Annotated in this window: 16 protein-coding genes; 8 read left to right on the top strand and 8 right to left on the bottom strand. The window is 71.9% G+C overall.

The window, feature by feature from the left end; translation table 11 throughout:
* The 3 genes from AC0680_RS24655 (at position 1) to AC0680_RS24645 (ending at position 3790) form a co-directional block, all read left to right on the top strand.
* Positions 1 to 2403, top strand: coding sequence for an FtsX-like permease family protein (locus tag AC0680_RS24655; protein ID WP_478632627.1), 2403 nt, complete (start codon positions 1 to 3; stop codon positions 2401 to 2403).
* Between the two features lie 65 nt (positions 2404 to 2468).
* Positions 2469 to 3080, top strand: coding sequence for a dihydrofolate reductase family protein (locus AC0680_RS24650; protein ID WP_478632625.1), 612 nt, complete (start codon positions 2469 to 2471; stop codon positions 3078 to 3080).
* A 110-nt stretch (positions 3081 to 3190) separates the two neighbouring features.
* Complete coding sequence (locus AC0680_RS24645) at positions 3191 to 3790, top strand: Uma2 family endonuclease (RefSeq protein WP_478632431.1); 600 nt, start codon at positions 3191 to 3193, stop codon at positions 3788 to 3790.
* On the opposite strand, the gene AC0680_RS24640 is transcribed toward AC0680_RS24645, so the two are convergent.
* Positions 3787 to 4746, bottom strand: coding sequence for a hydrogen peroxide-inducible genes activator (locus AC0680_RS24640; protein ID WP_478632428.1), 960 nt, complete (start codon positions 4744 to 4746; stop codon positions 3787 to 3789). The genes AC0680_RS24645 and AC0680_RS24640 overlap by 4 nt on opposite strands.
* A gap of 139 nt (positions 4747 to 4885) precedes the next feature.
* On the opposite strand from AC0680_RS24640, the gene AC0680_RS24635 reads away from it, so the two are divergent.
* Complete coding sequence (locus tag AC0680_RS24635) at positions 4886 to 5440, top strand: peroxiredoxin (protein WP_393489340.1); 555 nt, start codon at positions 4886 to 4888, stop codon at positions 5438 to 5440.
* 5 nt (positions 5441 to 5445) lie between these two features.
* Positions 5446 to 5979: an alkyl hydroperoxide reductase gene (locus AC0680_RS24630; RefSeq protein ID WP_384432387.1), complete on the top strand. Its 534-nt coding sequence runs from the start codon at positions 5446 to 5448 to the stop codon at positions 5977 to 5979.
* Between the two features lie 107 nt (positions 5980 to 6086).
* Here AC0680_RS24630 and AC0680_RS24625 read toward each other — a convergent pair whose 3' ends face one another.
* The 4 genes from AC0680_RS24625 to AC0680_RS24610 all read right to left on the bottom strand — a co-directional run bounded on the left by AC0680_RS24625 (position 6087) and on the right by AC0680_RS24610 (position 11569).
* Positions 6087 to 7595, bottom strand: a complete 1509-nt coding sequence (locus AC0680_RS24625) for an AI-2E family transporter (RefSeq protein ID WP_478632423.1) — start codon at positions 7593 to 7595, stop codon at positions 6087 to 6089.
* A gap of 126 nt (positions 7596 to 7721) precedes the next feature.
* Positions 7722 to 8423, bottom strand: coding sequence for an aggregation-promoting factor C-terminal-like domain-containing protein (locus AC0680_RS24620; protein WP_478632421.1), 702 nt, complete (start codon positions 8421 to 8423; stop codon positions 7722 to 7724).
* A 456-nt stretch (positions 8424 to 8879) separates the two neighbouring features.
* Positions 8880 to 10214 (bottom strand): PhoH family protein, encoded by a 1335-nt coding sequence (locus tag AC0680_RS24615; RefSeq protein WP_478632419.1) that lies wholly within the window; start codon positions 10212 to 10214, stop codon positions 8880 to 8882.
* A gap of 557 nt (positions 10215 to 10771) precedes the next feature.
* Complete coding sequence (locus tag AC0680_RS24610) at positions 10772 to 11569, bottom strand: isoprenyl transferase (RefSeq protein WP_478632416.1); 798 nt, start codon at positions 11567 to 11569, stop codon at positions 10772 to 10774.
* 124 nt (positions 11570 to 11693) lie between these two features.
* Here AC0680_RS24610 and mgrA point away from each other — a divergent pair, with 124 nt between their 5' ends.
* The gene (mgrA, locus tag AC0680_RS24605) at positions 11694 to 12725 is read left to right on the top strand and encodes an L-glyceraldehyde 3-phosphate reductase (protein ID WP_478632413.1); all 1032 of its coding nucleotides are present in this window, start codon (positions 11694 to 11696) and stop codon (positions 12723 to 12725) included.
* A gap of 192 nt (positions 12726 to 12917) precedes the next feature.
* On the opposite strand, the gene AC0680_RS24600 is transcribed toward mgrA, so the two are convergent.
* The gene (locus AC0680_RS24600) at positions 12918 to 13652 is read right to left on the bottom strand and encodes a prepilin peptidase (protein WP_478632410.1); all 735 of its coding nucleotides are present in this window, start codon (positions 13650 to 13652) and stop codon (positions 12918 to 12920) included.
* A gap of 82 nt (positions 13653 to 13734) precedes the next feature.
* Here AC0680_RS24600 and AC0680_RS24595 point away from each other — a divergent pair, with 82 nt between their 5' ends.
* The gene (locus AC0680_RS24595) at positions 13735 to 14094 is read left to right on the top strand and encodes a DUF192 domain-containing protein (protein WP_478632408.1); all 360 of its coding nucleotides are present in this window, start codon (positions 13735 to 13737) and stop codon (positions 14092 to 14094) included.
* 16 nt (positions 14095 to 14110) lie between these two features.
* Here the strand turns inward: AC0680_RS24595 and AC0680_RS24590 are convergent, their stop codons facing one another.
* Positions 14111 to 14521: an ArsR family transcriptional regulator gene (locus AC0680_RS24590; protein WP_478632405.1), complete on the bottom strand. Its 411-nt coding sequence runs from the start codon at positions 14519 to 14521 to the stop codon at positions 14111 to 14113.
* 126 nt (positions 14522 to 14647) lie between these two features.
* Between AC0680_RS24590 and AC0680_RS24585 the strand changes: the two genes are divergently transcribed.
* Positions 14648 to 15889 carry an MFS transporter gene (locus tag AC0680_RS24585; RefSeq protein ID WP_478632402.1) on the top strand — a complete coding sequence of 414 codons (1242 nt, stop codon included), beginning with the start codon at positions 14648 to 14650 and terminating at the stop codon, positions 15887 to 15889.
* 85 nt (positions 15890 to 15974) lie between these two features.
* On the opposite strand, the gene AC0680_RS24580 is transcribed toward AC0680_RS24585, so the two are convergent.
* Positions 15975 to 16553, bottom strand: a complete 579-nt coding sequence (locus tag AC0680_RS24580; protein ID WP_478632399.1) for a TetR/AcrR family transcriptional regulator — start codon at positions 16551 to 16553, stop codon at positions 15975 to 15977.
* Positions 16554 to 16885: the final 332 nt, after the last annotated feature.

Below are 16885 nucleotides of genomic sequence, written 5' to 3'. Positions count from 1 at the left end.
ATGCCGCCGGACCGGTCGCGGCCGGACCGGGGGCGGGGCGCGGGCCCCCGCCGCTGGTGCACCGACCTCGCCCTGGGTGCCCGCTTCGCGCTCACCGGTGGCCGCGAAGGGCTGCTGCGGACCGCCCTGACGGCGCTCGGCGTCGGCCTGGGCGTCTTCGTCCTGCTGCTGGCGGCCGCCGTCCCCCAGGTGCTGCACGCCGCCCTCGACCGCAAGACGGCCCGCACCGTCTTGCCCGCCGCACAGGGCACCGGCCCCTCGGACCGCACCCTGCTGACCGCCGATCTGCGCGGCGCCTTCCACGACCGGGCGCTCGACGGCCTCCTCGTACAGCCCGAAGGCACCCGCGCCCCCGTCCCGCCGGGCCTGTCCCGCCTCCCCGGCCCCGGTGAACTGGCTGTCTCCCCCGCCCTCGCCGAGCTGCTCGCCTCCCCCGAGGGGGCCCTGCTCAAGGAGCGCTTCGCACATCTGCGGGTGACGGCGAAGATCGCCGACGCGGGCCTGGCCCACCCCGCCGAACTCCGCTACTACCAAGGCACCGACAGCCTTCGAGGGCCCGGGGCGGGCGTCGAGCGGATCACCGCGTTCGGCGACCCCGACACCTCCTTCCAGTCGAGCCCCCTGGTGATGCTGGCCATCACCGCAGGCTGTGTCGCCCTGCTCGCCCCCGTCGCCGTCTTCGTCGCCACCGCCGTACGCTTCGGCGGCGACCGCCGTGACCGCCGGCTCGCCGCACTCCGCCTGGTCGGCGCCGATGTCCCCACCACCCGCCGGATCGCCGCCGGGGAGACCCTCACCAGCGCCCTGCTGGGCCTGCTGGGCGGCGCCGCGCTCTTCCTCGCCGTCCGCGTCCCGCTGTCCTCACTGACCCTCTTCGGCCTCGGTGTCTTCCCCTCCGACGTGGTCCCCGACCCGGTGCCGGCCGCAGTCATCGCACTCGCCGTCCCCCCGTGCGCGGTCGCCGTCACCCTGCTGACCCTGCGTCGGGTCACCGTCGAGCCGCTGGGCGTGACCCGTACGGCGCCGCCGCTGCGCCGCCGGCTGTGGTGGCGGGCGCTGCTGCCCGCCACCGGGGTGGCGCTGCTGCTTCCGCAGGCGGCCGGCGGGCTGCGCTCCGGCGACGCCGCCAACGCCCAGTTGATCCTCGGCACCGCACTGCTCCTGCTGGGCATCGCGGCGCTGCTGCCCTGGCTACTGGACGCCACGGTGGCCCGCCTGGGCCGCGCCGGGTTCGGCGGCCAGGCCTGGCAACTCGCCGTCCGCCGGCTACAGTTGACCTCCGCCACGGCCAGCCGTTCGGTCAGCGGCATCACCGTCGCGGTGGCCGGCGCCATCGCCGTCCAGTTGCTCCTGGCCGGTGTGTGGACCGGCCTCGACGCCCCGTCCGCCGCCGCCGGCGCCTGGACCGAGGTCACCACCCAGGAAGGCACGCTGCCGGCCCATCGGGCACCCGGGATGGCCGCCCGGCTCGGCGCCACCCCGGGCGTCCTCGCCACCCGCACCCTCGTCACCGGTTACGCCGACACCTACCGCCGGCAGCACCAGCGGGCGGACGCCGACACACCCGCCGACGTCACCTCCGAGCCCTACCCGTTCACCGTCGCCGACTGCCCCACGCTGCGCCGGCAGGCCCACATCGGCGCCTGCTCCGACGGCGACGTCTTCCTGGCCGGCGGGCCGGAGGGCGGCCCCCGCCCCGGCGAACGCCTGGCCCTGGAGCCGGCACTCGGCCCCACCGACCATCGGGCGTCCGCCGTCTGGACCGTGCCGGCCACCGCCCGCCGCACCACGATCGTGGACCGCGGCGTACCCCTGGGCCTGCCCACGCCCACCCTCCTGGCCACCCCCGAGGCCCTGCCGCCCACGCTGCTGCACCGGCCCACCATCACGGTCCTGGTGCGGCCCGCCCCCGGCGATCCCGACGCCCTCGAACACATCCGCAACACCGCCGCCCGCATCGACGCCCGGGCGGAGGTCAGCACCTACGCCGGCGCCACCCCGGACGAGACCCTCGACCTCACCCGCCGGGCCCTGACCGCCGGCGCGGTCGCCGTCCTGCTGCTCGTCGGCTGCGGCCTGCTCATCACCGCCGTCGAGCAACTCCGCGAACGCGCCCGCCCGTTGTCCGCCCTGGACGCCCTGGGCACCCCCCGCGGCGTACTGGCCCGCTCGCTGCTGTGGCAGACCGCCCTGCCCGTCGCCCTCGGCCTCGCCCTGGCCCTCGCCTGCGGCCTGGCACTGGGCACCCTGCTGCTGCGCATGGCCGACCGTCCCCTGCTGCCCGACTGGTGGGGCGTCCTCGCCCTCACCACCACCGCCGCGGCCGTCATCCTCACCGTCACCGCGCTCTCCCTGCCGCTGCTGTGGCGCCTGATGCGCCCCGAGGGCCTCCGCACGGAGTGATCATGGGAGATCATGTGCCCACCACCGGCGCCGCCTCGGCGCCGACCGACACACGGGGGCTCCTCATGCGCGCACCGCGCCGACTCGTCTACTGCATCGCGTCCACCCTCGACGGCTTCATCGCCGGCCCGGACGGCGCCGACCCGACCGGCCCGGACGGCTTCTGGCCGATCGCCGAGGACTACCTGAAGCACCTGATCACCGAACTCCCCGAGATCCTGCCCGCCCCGGCCCGCTCGGCCCTCGGCGTCACCGCGGAGGGCACCCGCTTCGACACCGTCCTCGAAGGCCGCCGCACCTACGACATCGGGCTGCAGGCCGGCATCACCGACGCCTACCCCCACCTGCGCCACCTCGTCTTCTCCCGCACCCTCACCGAGAGCCCGGACCCGGCCGTGGAACTGGTCGCCACCGACCCGGTCGCCAAGGTGCGCGAGCTGAAGGCCGAGGCGGGCAAGGACATCTGGCTGATGGGCGGCAGCGAGCTCGCCGGCGTCCTCTACCCGGAGATCGACCAGCTCCTGATCAAGCTGGGCCCCCTCACCATCGGAAACGGCATCCCCCTCTTCTCCCGCGACACCGCCTTCGACCCGCGCACCTGGGACCTGACCGACCACACGGTCCTCGAGAGCGGCGCGGCGTTCCTGACCTACACCCGGGCGTCGGCCGAGGCGTAGCACGGCCCCTGGGGCGCCCGCCCGCTCGAACGAGTGAACGTTGTCGTACGAGACGCGTGCGGGCGCCCGGCCTACGATGATGTTCTCGACACCAGCCACAAGGAGGCACTATGTCTGCCGCAGCGGTCGAGCACCCCTGTGACGGTAAGCCCCCGACTCTGCTCGACGAGGCCGAGAGGCTCGCCGAGCGGAACCCCGGCTATCGAGTCGAGATCCTCGGGGGAGTAATCACCGTGACCCCACCGCCCGACGGCGCCCACGGACAGTCGCTGACCGACCTCATCTTCGCCTTCGCCTCCTTGCACAGTGGCGAATCGAAAGTGATCCAAGGCATCGGCCTGTGGCTCCCGGGCGGCCCGTTCGACTTCGCGGTGCCCGACCTGGCGGTCGTCGATGCCGACTTCAGGGATCACCTGGTCCAGAACAACTGCTATGGCCCGGACACGTTCCGCCTGGTGCTTGAGGTCACGTCGTCCAACTACAACGCCGACCTCAAGATCAAGGTCGCCGCTTACGCCAATGCCAAGATTCCGGTCTATGTGATCGTGGACCGCAAGCACGACCGCCTTCATGTCCTGCACGACCCCCTCGCCAACGGCTACGACACACACCGCCTCTACGCCCCGGGCGAGCACGCCACCCTCCCCGACTCCGTCGGCGGCGCCGTCACCCTCGATGTCGCAGCGATCCTCAGAGCCGCCCGCCCCTAAGGGTTCACCATCCGCACCGGCAGCCCCCGCAGCGCCCCCCGCAGCGCCTGGGCGAACTGCTCGAACTCCTCCTGCCGGGCGGCGCCCGTGCGCATGGCCAGGGCGATCCGCCTCGACGGTGCCGGGTCCGCGAAGTAGCCGGTCGTGAGCTGGTCGTTGCGGGCGGTCTCCACGCGGAGCGCCGTGCGCGGGAGCAGGGTCACGCCCAGTCCGCCGGCCACCAGTTGCACCAGCGTGGACAGGCCCGCCGCGCTCGTCGTCACGGGGGTGTTCTCGTCCCGCCCCGCCTCGCGGCAGATGTCCAGGGCCTGGTCGCGCAGGCAGTGGCCCTCGTCGAGCAGCAGCAGGTCCAGTTCCTGCAGGGCCTCGCGGGGGATGTCGCCGCGGCCGCCGAGCCAGTGCTCCTTGGGGGCGACCAGGACGAAGTCCTCGTCGAACAACGGGAGTTCGGTGACCTGGGGGACGCCGAGGGGAACGGCCAGCAGGAGCAGATCGAGGCGGCCGTGGGACAGGCCGTCCAGGAGGGAGGCGGTCTGCTCCTCGTGCACCTGGAGGTCGAGGTCGGGGTAGGCGTCGTGGACCAGGCGCAGCACGGCCGGCAGGAGGTAGGGCGCGACGGTCGGGATGACGCCGAGGCGCAGCACCCCCGTAAAGGGGGCGCGGGCCGCCTCCGCCTCCTCCATCAGGTCGCCGACGGCCTCCAGGACCGCTCGGGCACGGGCCGCCACCCGCTCCCCCGCCGGGGAGAGCAGCACCTTGCGGGTCGTACGCTCCAGGAGCTGCACACCGAGCGCCTCCTCCAGGGCCGAGACGGCACCGGACAGCGCGGGCTGGCTCATGCCGATCTCGGCCGCCGCCTCACGGAAGTGCAGATGCTCGGCCACCGCGGCGAACGCCCGCAGCTGGGCCAGGCTGGGCTGGCGGGGCCGGCCGCCCTGACTCGCCGGTGAAGCCACTGATAACCACCTCCGATCAACATCAACCAGTCTAGCTATTTCCCTGATCAATGCCAGCTGTGGCACGGTGTAACCCGTCCAAGCCTCAAGGAAAGACCGAAAGTCCCCACAAGGGACTTTCTGCGTACAAGGAGAGCGTGTGCTCACTGTCGGTGACAAGTTCCCCGAGTTCGACCTGACTGCCTGTGTCTCGCTGGAGAAGGGCAAGGAGTTCGAGCAGATCAACCACAAGACCTACGAGGGCAAGTGGAAGATCGTCTTCGCGTGGCCCAAGGACTTCACCTTCGTGTGCCCGACCGAGATCGCCGCGTTCGGCAAGCTGAACGACGAGTTCGCCGACCGTGACGCCCAGATCCTCGGCTTCTCCGGCGACTCCGAGTTCGTGCACCACGCCTGGCGCAAGGACCACCCGGACCTGACCGACCTGCCCTTCCCGATGCTCGCCGACTCCAAGCACGAGCTGATGCGCGACCTGGGCATCGAGGGCGAGGACGGCTTCGCGCAGCGCGCCGTCTTCATCGTCGACCAGAACAACGAGATCCAGTTCACGATGGTGACCGCCGGCTCCGTCGGCCGTAACCCCAAGGAGGTCCTGCGGGTCCTCGACGCCCTCCAGACGGACGAGCTGTGCCCGTGCAACTGGAGCAAGGGCGAGGACACCCTCGACCCGGTCTCCCTGCTGGCCGGTGAGTGACACCCATGGCTCTCGATGACCTGAAGTCCGCTGTTCCGGACTACGCCAAGGACCTGAAGCTGAACCTCGGTTCGGTGATCGGCAACAGCGACCTGCCGCAGCAGCAGCTGTGGGGCACGGTGCTCGCCTGCGCGATCGCCTCGCGCTCGCCGAAGGTGCTGCGCGAGCTGGAGCCCGAGGCGAAGGCGAACCTCTCCGCCGAGGCGTACACCGCCGCCAAGTCGGCCGCCGCCATCATGGCGATGAACAACGTCTTCTACCGGACCCGGCACCTGCTGTCGGACCCGGAGTACGGCACCCTGCGCGCCGGCCTGCGGATGAACGTCATCGGCAACCCGGGCGTGGACAAGGTCGACTTCGAGCTGTGGTCGCTGGCCGTCTCGGCCATCAACGGCTGCGGCATGTGCCTGGACTCGCACGAGCAGGTGCTGCGCAAGGCCGGTGTGGACCGCGAGACGATCCAGGAGGCCGTGAAGATCGCGTCCGTCCTCCAGGCCGTCGGCGCCACGCTGGACGCCGAGGCCGCGCTCGCCGAGTAATCGGCAACGCAACGCTCATACGAAACCCCGCGGACACGGTGTGTCCGCGGGGTTTCGCGTGTGTGGACCTTCCGGAGCCGGCCGGGCGGCCGACCGGCTCCGGTGGCTCAGCCTCCGGACTCCTCGGGCGCGCGCTTCACCGGGGGCGGCGTCGGGGCCACACCGATCGCGGTGGCCCCGCGGGGCGCCACCGACATCCGCACCGCCTGCTCCCGTGAGTACGACCGCAGATAGCCGACGACGGTGTTGGTGACCGCCACCAGGGGGACGGCGACGACCGCGCCGCCGATGCCCGCGACCAGTCCGCCCGCGGCGACCGACAGGATCACCGCCAGCGGATGGACCCGCACCGCCCGGCCCAGGATGAACGGCTGCAGGACGTGGCCCTCGATCTGCTGGACGGCCAGCACCACCGCCAGCACCATCAGGGCCTGGAAGACGCCCTGGGTCACCAGCGCGACGACGCACGCCAGCGCGCCCGAGACCACCGCACCGATCAGCGGGATGAAGGCGAACAGGAAGATGAACACGGCGAGGGGGACGGCCAGCGGCACGTTGAGGAAGTACAGCCCGATGCCGATGAAGATGGCGTCGATGAGCGCCACGATGACCGTGCCGCGCACATAGGCGGTCAGGGTCCGCCAGGCCCGCGGCCCGGCACCCGCCACACCCTCGCGGGCCGCGCCCGGGACCAGCTTGAGCACCCACTCCCAGATCCGCCGCCCGTCGTAGAGCAGGAAGAGCGTGGTGAACATGGCCAGCAGGATGCCGGTGAACACCTCCAGGACGACGGTGACGCCCTCCAGCCCGGCGGTGGTGATCGCCTCGGTGTTGGCGCCGATCGCGTCCTGCAGGTTCTTGGCGATGCTGTTGATCTGACTCTCGGTCACATGGAACGGGCTCTTCAGCAGCCAGCCCTTGAGCTCGGTGATGCCCTCCTGGATGCGGCTGGACACCGAGTCGATGTTGTCCTGGACCTGCCAGACCACGAACCAGCCGACCAGGCCCATGATGACGAAGCCGCCGATGAAGGTCAGTGCGGTCGCCGGCCCGCGCGGCAGCCCGCGCCCGCGCAGCCAGCCCACCGTCGGCTGCAGCAGCGCGGTGATCAGCATCGCCGCGACGAACGACAGCACGACCAGCTCGATGCTGGTGATGACGCGCGCCAGCACCCACAGCGTGGCCGCGAGCACCAGCAGCCGCCAGCCCACCTCGGCGGCGACGCGTACGCCCCACGGCACGGCGGCCACCGGGTCGGGGCGGGCCGCGACGGCCGGGGCGTAGGCGGGCGGCGCGGGCACGGACTCCGGCGGACGCGGGGCGGCGGCCGGCGGCTCGGGCTCCGCGCCGGGGTGCGGCACGCCGTCCGCCGGCTCCGGTGCCCGCCGCTGCGGGCGGGTGGCGACGAGCGTGCCCACCGGGCCGTCACCGGCCGGTGAGCCGTTGGCCGGCGAACCGTTGGCCGGCCGCGCCTCAGCGCGCTCGGCACGCCTCAGCTCCTCCGGCTCCCCGGCAGCCGCCGCGGCCTCCGCGCGGCGGCGCTGTTCCTCCAGCCGCTGCGAGAGCCGCGTCAGACCGGCGCCGAGGCCACCGACCCACTGAGGCAATCTGGACATGTCCCTTCCTCTTCCCCTCCCACGCACCACACACTGACGGCACGACGTTACCTGTGCGGGATGCGCGAAACCCCCGACGCGGTCGCGTTCGGGGGTTTCGGATGTGCCGTGGTGCGGCCGGCGGGCCTAGTACCAGTTGTTGGCCTGCCAGAACGACCAGGCGCCGCAGGGGCTGCCGTAGCGGTCGTTCATGTAGTTCAGGCCCCACTTGATCTGGGTTGCCGGGTTCGTCTGCCAGTCGGAGCCGGCCGAGGCCATCTTGGAGCCGGGCAGCGCCTGGACGAGCCCGTAGGCGCCCGAGGAGGCGTTGGTGGCCTGGTAGTTCCAGCCGGACTCGTGGTCCACTATGTTGCTGAAGCACTGGAACTGGTCGCCCGCCACCATCTGACGTGCGATGGCCTGCGTCTCGGCGATGGTGTACGAGCTCTTGCCGACGAGGTCGCCCAGGTCGTCGCGCGCGTCGGAGCGGGACGCGGCCAGCTCCTTCTTCTTGCGCGCGTCGGCGTCCTTCTTGGCCTTCGCCTCGTCCGCGGCGTCCTTCTTGCTCTGTGCGGTCTCCGCGGCTGCCTTGCGGGCGGCTTCCTGCGCGGACTTGAGGGCTGCCGCATCCGCCTGGGTGGACTGGTCGTCCGCCTGCTGCGTCAGGGAAGCCGTCTGCACCTGTGCCTGAGCGCCTGCGGGGATGTCGGCGATCGTCGCATCGGCAGCGGCGGCCTCGGCGTTGCCGACCGAAGCGGGCTGTCCTGCGGCGACGCCGACGACGGCGCCGACGGTGGTGACCGCGGTGGCGGATGCCACGGCGAATCCCCGGACCGAGATCCGGCTCACACGTTTTCCTTCCAGCATCGCCCGCTTAGGTGACCTCGCGGACGCAATCGTGCCCCTGGCGCTGGTCTCCCCTTGTTCCGGACCCTGTTGAGCGGGCGGGACCGGCTGGTCACGGGAGGCACTGGCCCGGTACGTCCCCCTCGGGGTCCGCGTGGTGCTTTCGGGCGGCATACGACGACTCGCTATGAAGTTCGTGGATTTACACCTCCCCCGGTCTCACGTTCGCTCGACCGGAGGCACCCCGAGGGGTGTGTGTGCCGTATGCGGGGCCTGACAGGACCCAGACTCTGCCCGAACGACACACCGGGAATCAATTCCCGGCCGGGTGTGAAAGCTCACACCTTGTTTGCCGCCGAGGATTTCCGGATATCCGCACGCAGCAGAACGCCGCCCGGCTAAGCTCCTTCGCTTCACCGGGCGGCGTGACCCTACAGGGGGTCAGATTCGGACAATCGGTCAGATCCGGCCGTCCTCCAGCATTTCGGTCACCAGTGCCGCAATCGGCGAACGCTCCGAGCGGTTCAGCGTGACGTGCGCGAAGAGCGGGTGCCCCTTCAGTTTCTCGACGACCGCGACCACTCCGTCGTGCCGCCCGACCCGGAGGTTGTCGCGCTGGGCGACGTCATGCGTCAGCACCACCCGGGAGTTGGCCCCGATACGGGACAGAACCGTCAAAAGAACATTCCGCTCCAGGGACTGGGCCTCGTCCACGATGACGAACGCGTCATGCAGCGACCGCCCCCGGATGTGGGTCAGCGGCAGCACCTCCAGCATGCCGCGCCCCACCACCTCCTCGATGACGTCCTTGGTGGTCACCGCGGACAACGTGTCGAAGACGGCCTGCGCCCAGGGACTCATCTTCTCGGCCTCGCTGCCCGGCAGATACCCCAGCTCCTGCCCGCCGACGGCGTACAGCGGGCGGAACACCATCACCTTGCGGTGCTGCCGGCGCTCCAACACCGCCTCCAGGCCCGCGCACAGCGCCAGCGCCGACTTGCCCGTACCGGCCCGGCCGCCCATCGAGACGATGCCGACCTCGGGGTCGAGCAGCAGATCCAGCGCGATCCGCTGTTCGGCGCTGCGGCCGTGGATGCCGAACGCCTCCCGGTCGCCGCGCACCAGCCGGACCGCGCCCTCCGCGGTGACCCGGCCGAGCGCCCGGCCGCGCTCGGACTGCAGGACGAGTCCGGTATGCACCGGAAGTTCGGAGGCTCCCGGTACGTACGCGGTCTCGTCGGCGAACAGGTCGTCCACCTGGTCGGCGGGGACGGTCAGCTCGGCCATGCCCGTCCAGCCGGAGTCGGTGATCGCCAGCTCCGCGCGGTACTCCTCGGCCAGCAGGCCCACCGAGGACGCCTTGATGCGCATCGGCAGGTCCTTGGAGACGACCGTGACGTCGAACCCCTCGGCCTGGAGGTTGCGCGCGACGGCGAGGATCCGCGAGTCGTTGTCGCCGTAGCGGTGGCCGTTGAGGAAGGCCGCCGGCAGGACCCCTGGGTCGGAGTGGTTCAGTTCGACCCGGAGTGTCCCGCCGAGCTCTCCGATGGGGATGGGCGCGTCCAGCCGCCCGAACTGGACTCGGTACTCGTCCAGCAGCCGCAGTGCCTGCCGGGCGAAGTAGCCGAGCTCGGGATGGTGCCGCTTGGCCTCCAACTCCGTGACCACCACGACCGGCAGCACGACCTCGTGCTCGTCGAAGCGGGCCATGGCGCCTGGATCCGCCAGCAGCACACTGGTGTCGAGGACATAAGTGCGCCGGTCGTTCTCACGGCGCTGCTTGCTGTTCACCACGGGTGGACGAACCCCCTCGGATGAGGTTGGGGTGCGACGGCGTCGCGGGGCGGTGTGCTCCCGGAGGGCGAAGCCCCCGGGACCCCCGGCCATCTTGTGACCGGACCGGGCTCAGGCCACGACGTACGGGCCGAGCGCCGGCCCTTCGCGTCGCCCGTGCGGTGCGCACGGCTCTCCGTGATGTGCAAAGGGCCTCCCGGGCGGACGGCCCCATGCCGTCCGCTGAGATGCGGCGCCCGATGGCTTGTTCCGGACGCCGACCTGGAAGGGATATTCCCTCGAACCCCCTCCCCCATGCCACGGCATATGACGCACGCGCGATGAACCTTTGGTTACGCCTGATCGCCCGGGGAAACGGAGCCCACCGGGGTGACCACCAGGAGAGGGTGCGTCAGAAGCGCCCGCGCCGCGGGGCCATGGCGGGTCCGCGGCGGGGCGGCCCGGAGCCGTGTCCCGGCACCGGGCGTTCGAACCGCACGTCCCGGAACGAGCCGCACGTCCCGGAACGATCCGTACATCCCGGGACGAGTCCTACGTCCCGGAACGAGCCGTGTGTCCTAGAAGCCGTAGCGGCGGTGCCGGGCCGCGTAGTCGCGCAGCGCGCGCAGGAAGTCGACCTTCCGGAAGGCCGGCCAGAAGACCTCGCAGAAGTAGTACTCCGAATGGGCGCTCTGCCACAGCATGAAGCCCGACAGCCGCTGCTCGCCGCTCGTACGGATCACCAGGTCCGGGTCCGGCTGGCCGCGGGTGTAGAGGTGCTCCGAGATCAGGTCGATGTCGACGATCTCGGCCAGCTCCTCGAAGGAGGTGCCGCGCTCGGCGTGCTCCAGCAGCAGCGACCGCACCGCGTCGGCGATCTCCTGCCGGCCGCCGTAGCCCACCGCGACGTTCACCAGAATGCCGCTGTTGTCGACGGTGGCCTGCTCGGACTCCTTGAGCACCTTCTGGGTGGCCTCCGGGAGCAGGTCCCGGTTGCCCACGTGGTGCACCCGCCAGCGGCCGTCGGCGGCCAGACCGCGCACGGTGTTCTCGATGATGCCCAGCAGCGGGTTCAGCTCGGCCTCGGGCCGGTCGAGGTTGTCCGTCGACAGCAGCCAGAGCGTGACGACCTCGACGTCGGTCTCCTCGCACCAGCCCAGCAGTTCACCGATCTTGGCGGCACCCGCCTGGTGGCCCTGCTCGGTCGTCCGCCCGTCGGCCCGCGCCCAGCGGCGGTTGCCGTCCAGGATGACGCCGATGTGCTTGGGCACCTGGGCGTGGTCCAGGCGGCCCTCCACCCGTCGCGCGTACAGCCGGTAGACCAGATTGCGCAGTGCAGGCGGATACGGGATGCGCACCCCGGAAGATCGCAGCATGTGTGGTCCAGCCCCTCCGTGCCGAAATGGCGGTCGCCCCGTCGCCTCAAGTGGGCAACTTTACTTCTCGGCTGTCACGACAGCCCAATCAGGTATGTCACAGGTACGTGATAGGGAGATGAGCATGACTGGCACCGACTACCGCGCCGCGGATTCCCGCTACGACTCGATGAAGTACCGGCGAACGGGCCGCAGCGGACTCAAACTCCCCGCGGTCTCCCTTGGACTCTGGCACAACTTCGGGGACGACCGCACCCTGAGCTCCCAGCGCGCCATCCTGCGCCGGGCCTTCGACCTGGGTGTCACCCACTTCGATCTGGCCAACAACTACGGTCCGCCACCCGGGTCGGCGGAGCTGAACTTCGGAAAGATCTTCGCGCAGGACTTCCGCGGCTACCGCGACGAGATGATTCTCTCGACGAAGGCCGGATATCTGATGCACCCGGGCCCCTACGGCGAATGGGGTTCGCGGAAATACCTCCTCTCGTCACTGGATGCGTCGCTGAAGCGGATGGGTGTCGATTACGTCGATATCTTCTACTCGCACCGTTTCGATCCGGACACCCCGCTGGAGGAGACCATGGGCGCGCTGGCGTCCGCGGTCCAGCAGGGCAAGGCGCTGTACGCGGGGGTCTCCTCCTACAACGCCGAGCAGACCCGTACGGCGGCCGGCATCCTGCGTGACATGGGCGTCCCCGCGCTGATCCACCAGCCCTCGTACTCGATGATCAACCGCTGGATCGAGGACGACCTGCTGCTGGACACCCTCGAGGACGAGGGCATGGGCTGCATCTCCTTCGCCCCGTTGGCGCAGGGCATGCTCACCGACAAGTACCTGCACGGCATCCCCGAGGGCTCCCGGGCCTCCCAGGGCAAGTCCCTGGACCCGAACCTGCTCTCCGAGGAGGTCGTACGGCGCCTGCGCGGCCTCAACGACATCGCCGCCCGCCGCGGCCAGTCCCTGGCCCAGCTCGCCCTCGGCTGGGTGCTGCGCGACGACCGGATGACCTCCGCCCTCATCGGCGCCAGCAGCGTCGCCCAGTTGGAGGCCAATCTCGCCGCCCTCGACGCCCCCAAGATCACGGACGCCGAACTGACCGAGATCGACGAGTTCGCGAAGACGACGGACGGCGTGAACATCTGGGCCCGGCGCTAGGGCGGACACACCTTGGGGGCCGCGGAAACAAAAAGCGGGCCGGTCCGTGGGGGGGATACGGACCGGCCCGAGGGGGGGTTTCCACCATAACCCCGCGAGGGGTGTGCTGCGTGCACCGGCGCGCGCTGCGGCGTGGCCCGGATCACTCCGGCGTGTGCGGGCGGCTTCGCGCGGGACGGGCGCGGGGGACGGTCAGCCGGCCGCGGTGGCGCCCATGAGCAGCCCGCCGAACGCTCCAATGATCATGAATGGCCCGAGCGGCATGGCCGTTTTGCGGGCGCCGGGCCGGACGAGCAGCAGCCCCGCCCCGTAGAGCGCACCGAGCAGCACCCCCGCCGCGCCCCCGGTGACGAGGGTGCGCCAGCCGTACCACCCAAGGGCGACCCCCAGTCCGGCCGCCAGCTTGACGTCCCCCAGTCCGATCCCCGACGGGTTGACGACGTAGAGCAGGAGGTAGCACGCGGCGAGGAGCAGACCGCCCAGCAGCGCCCGCCGCCACGCCCCGGTCTCCCCCGTCTGCAGGCCGACCAGCCCCAGCACCCCCGCCACGAGCACCGCGAGCGGCAGCGTCAGCTGGTCCGGGAGACGCCGGACGCGCCAGTCGACGACCGTCATCAGCACCGCGAGCGGCGCCGCCACCAGCCAGGCGGCGAGTTCCGGCCGCGGCCCCGTGGCCGCCGTCAGGGCCGCGCAGACCGCGGCGGTGGCCGTCGCCGTCGGCAGCGCCCCGGGCCCGTACGCCCCGCACCGCGTGCAGCATCCCCGCCCCAGCCAGCCGCGTGCCACCCCCGGGATCGGATGGCCTCCGGGACAGGCCGCGCGCCACTCCTCTTCGGGCTCGACGGCCATCCGGTGGGCGGGCCGCGGTATGAGCAGCCCGGCCGCGGCCCCGTAGGCGGCGGCGAGAACCATCAGCATCAGTGCCACCCGCCGACCCTAGAGCGTGTCCGGCGGCCCCGCGGCCCTCAAGGGGTGGGCCGGCGCCAGGGGAGCTGATAGAACGCTGCGCATGGCGCGTTGGCGGAACGGACCGGGGATGGTGCACGGCGCGGACACCGGCATTCCGGTGGAGATCGCGGCGTCCTATCGGGCCCGCGCCCGCGGCCTGCTGGGCCGCGACGGCATCGAGGGGGCGCTGCTGCTGACCCCGGCGAGCGGTGTGCACACCTTCCGGATGCGGTTCGCGATCGATGTCGCCTATCTGGGGCGGGACTTCACGGTGCTGGCCGTACGCACCATGCCGCCGGGCCGGCTGGGCCGCCCCCGCCTGCGCGCCCGGCACGTCCTGGAGGCGGAGGCCGGTGCGATGTCGCGGTGGGGGCTGCGTCCGGGCCTGCGCCTGACCGTCGAGGCGGCCGGCGCGCCCTGAGGGCCGCGCCGCGCGCTCACTCCCGCCAGTCGGCGACCAGGGCCAGCAGCCCGGGGAACCGGGCCTGGAGATCGTCGACGCGGACATGGCTGCGCCGCTCCAGCCCGTACTGCCGCTGACGGATCAGTCCGGCCTCCCGCAGGGCCCGGAAGTGGTGGGTGAGCGAGGACTTGGGCCGGTCGAGGCCGAACCAGCCGCAGGCGTGGTCGAAGGCCTCCGCCTCCAGCAGCAGGGTGCGCACGATGCGCAGCCGCAGCGGTTCGCTCAGCGCGCCCATGACGGATTCCAGCCGCAGGGCCTCGCGCGCCGGCTCCGGCAGGGGATCGGGCGCGCCGGGCGGGACGGGTCGCTGGAGCGCGGCGAAATCGAGTCGCGCCCCGCCGCCCACGTGCGCCTCTTCGGCGCGTGCCGCTGCCCTGGACGACATCCGGCGCTCCTCTCCCTCGACCACCGACCGCTAGTACGACTTGCATCGTACTGCAGTTGCCTGTACGAATCTCCTCGTACTGCTTGTACGAATCATCTCGTACTTGCTGAACGAGGAGGGGACCCCATGCCCGAAACCCGTACCGCGCCGCCGGCCCGGACCGCCGCACCGCCCGCACCGGCACCCGCACCACCCCCCGTGCGCGAGGTCTGGCTGGCGGCCTGGCCGGTGGTCGCGATCTTCACCCTGTCGAATGCGGCGATGCCGCTGTACGGGGTGTGGCAGCGCCGACTCGGCTTCGGATCCGGCACCTTGACGCTGATCTACGCCGCCTACGTGGTCGGACTGCTCGGCGCGCTGCTGGTGGCCGGCGTGGCCTCGGACCGCCTCGGCCGCAAGCCGGTGCTCGTCCCGGCGCTCCTGCTGGGCATCACCGCCTGCCTCGGCTACGCCACCGCGCCCTCGGTGGCCGCGCTGGCCACCGCCCGGCTGCTGACCGGTGTGGCCACCGGCGCCGCCGTCTCCGCCGGAATGGCCGCGGTCACCGACATCGCGGCCGGCCGCAGGATCGGGCCGCTCCTGGCCTCCACCGCGATGGTCCTGGGCGCCGGGATCGGCCCCGTACTGGCCGGGGTGCTGTCGCAGACCGCGCCCGCGCCGACCGTCACCGTCTTCGCCGTCGAAGCGGCCCTGCTGGCCACGGCGTTGGCGGCGGTCGCCAGGATGCCGCTGCCGCGACGGCGGCCGGGGGCCGGCGCCGAGGCCCCGCGGTCCTGGGTGCGGCTGCCGTCGGTCCCGCGCGACAACCGCCGCCATCTCGCCCTGGGGCTCGCGGCGTTCGCCCCCGGGATCAGCGCCACCGCCTTCGTCCTGTCGCTCGGGCCGTCCCTGCTGGCCGGGCTCCTCGGTACGGCGAACCGCGCACTGGCGGGCGGGCTGGCACTGGTGATGTTCCTGGCTGCCACCGGTGTGCAGTTCGCGGTACGGCACCTGAGCGTCCGTACGGTGCTGCTGACGTCCGGCGCGGCCACCATCACCGCCACCCTGGCCCTGGTCGCCGCCGTGCACACCGCCACGCTCACGCCGCTGGTCGCCGCGGTGGTCCTGGCCGGCGCGGGCCAGGGCGCGGGCCAGCTGGGCGGCCTGACCCTGCTCAGCCGCGAGGTCCCGGCGGCCCGCCGCGCGGAGGCCAACGCGGGCCTGAACGCCGGGGGTTACCTCCTCGCCGGCGCCCTGCCGGTCGCCGACGGCTACCTCAGTGACGCCATCGGTCTCCCGGCCGCCGCCACCGTCTTCGGCCTCGTGGTGGCCGCACTCGCCGCGGCGGGCGCGGCGCTGGTGGCCGTACGGGGTACGGACGCCGGGTGAGCGGGTACGGTGCGGGCCCGTCCGCCCGGATCGCGTACGGCGCGGACCGGCCCGCTCAGATCGCGTACGGCGCGGACCGGCCCGCTCAGATCGCGGTCAGCGCCGCATCCGCGACGCTCTCCAGCACCGCGCGATCGACCCCGGCGCGCGCCGAGACCCGCAGCCCGCCGATCGCGGCGATGACCAGGTGCGCGAGGGTGCGGGGGTCCTTGTCGCGCGCGATGTCGCCGTCGCGCTGACCGGACTCGATCACGGCACGGATCGCCTCCAGCCGCACGCCGTAGTCCCGCTCCAGCGAGGCCGCGACCGACGGATCGTGGGCCGACACCTCGACACAGGTGTTGACGACCAGGCAGCCCCGGCCGTCCGCGTACGCGGCCTCGTCGTCGATCACCCGCTGGAGCAGCGCGCGGATCTTCGGCCGCGCGGGCAGCTCGCCCTCCAGCAGCTCGAACAGCTCGCCGTTCTTGTACTCCATATAGCGGGCCAGGGCACGCTCGAAGAGGTCGTGCTTGCTCTTGAAGGTGTTGTAGATGCTGCTGCGGCCCAGGCCTGTGGCGTCGCACAGGTCCTGGGTGGAGGTCGCCTCATAACCGGCGGCCCAGAACGCGTCCATCGCGGCGTCGACGGCCCGCGCCTCGTCGAACTTCCTGGGTCGCGCCATGGGGGCATTTTAGCAGTTATTGGATCGCCCAGTCCAAATAGTCGCTGCGCCTGGGCTGCTTCCCACGTTTTCGGCTGTCCCGCCGTGGGGGTTGTTGTTGGTGCGCCTGCGGCGGGCCTCTCCGCTGCGCTTTGCTGTGGCCGACTTGTCGGGCTTTCGCGCCGTTGCGCCTGCGGCGGGCCTCTCCGCTGCGCTTTGCTGTGGTCGACTTTTTGGCTTTCGCGCCGTTGCGCCTGCGGCGGGCGGTGCCGCTGCGCGGGGCTTTCGGGTGGCGGTGACGGGCCTGCGGGGCTGGGTGTCCGGACTGCTGCGCTTTACGTCCGGACACCCAG

Source organism: Streptomyces sp. NPDC043738 (assembly GCF_056436545.1).
This window is presented reverse-complemented; position numbering and strand designations above follow the sequence as displayed.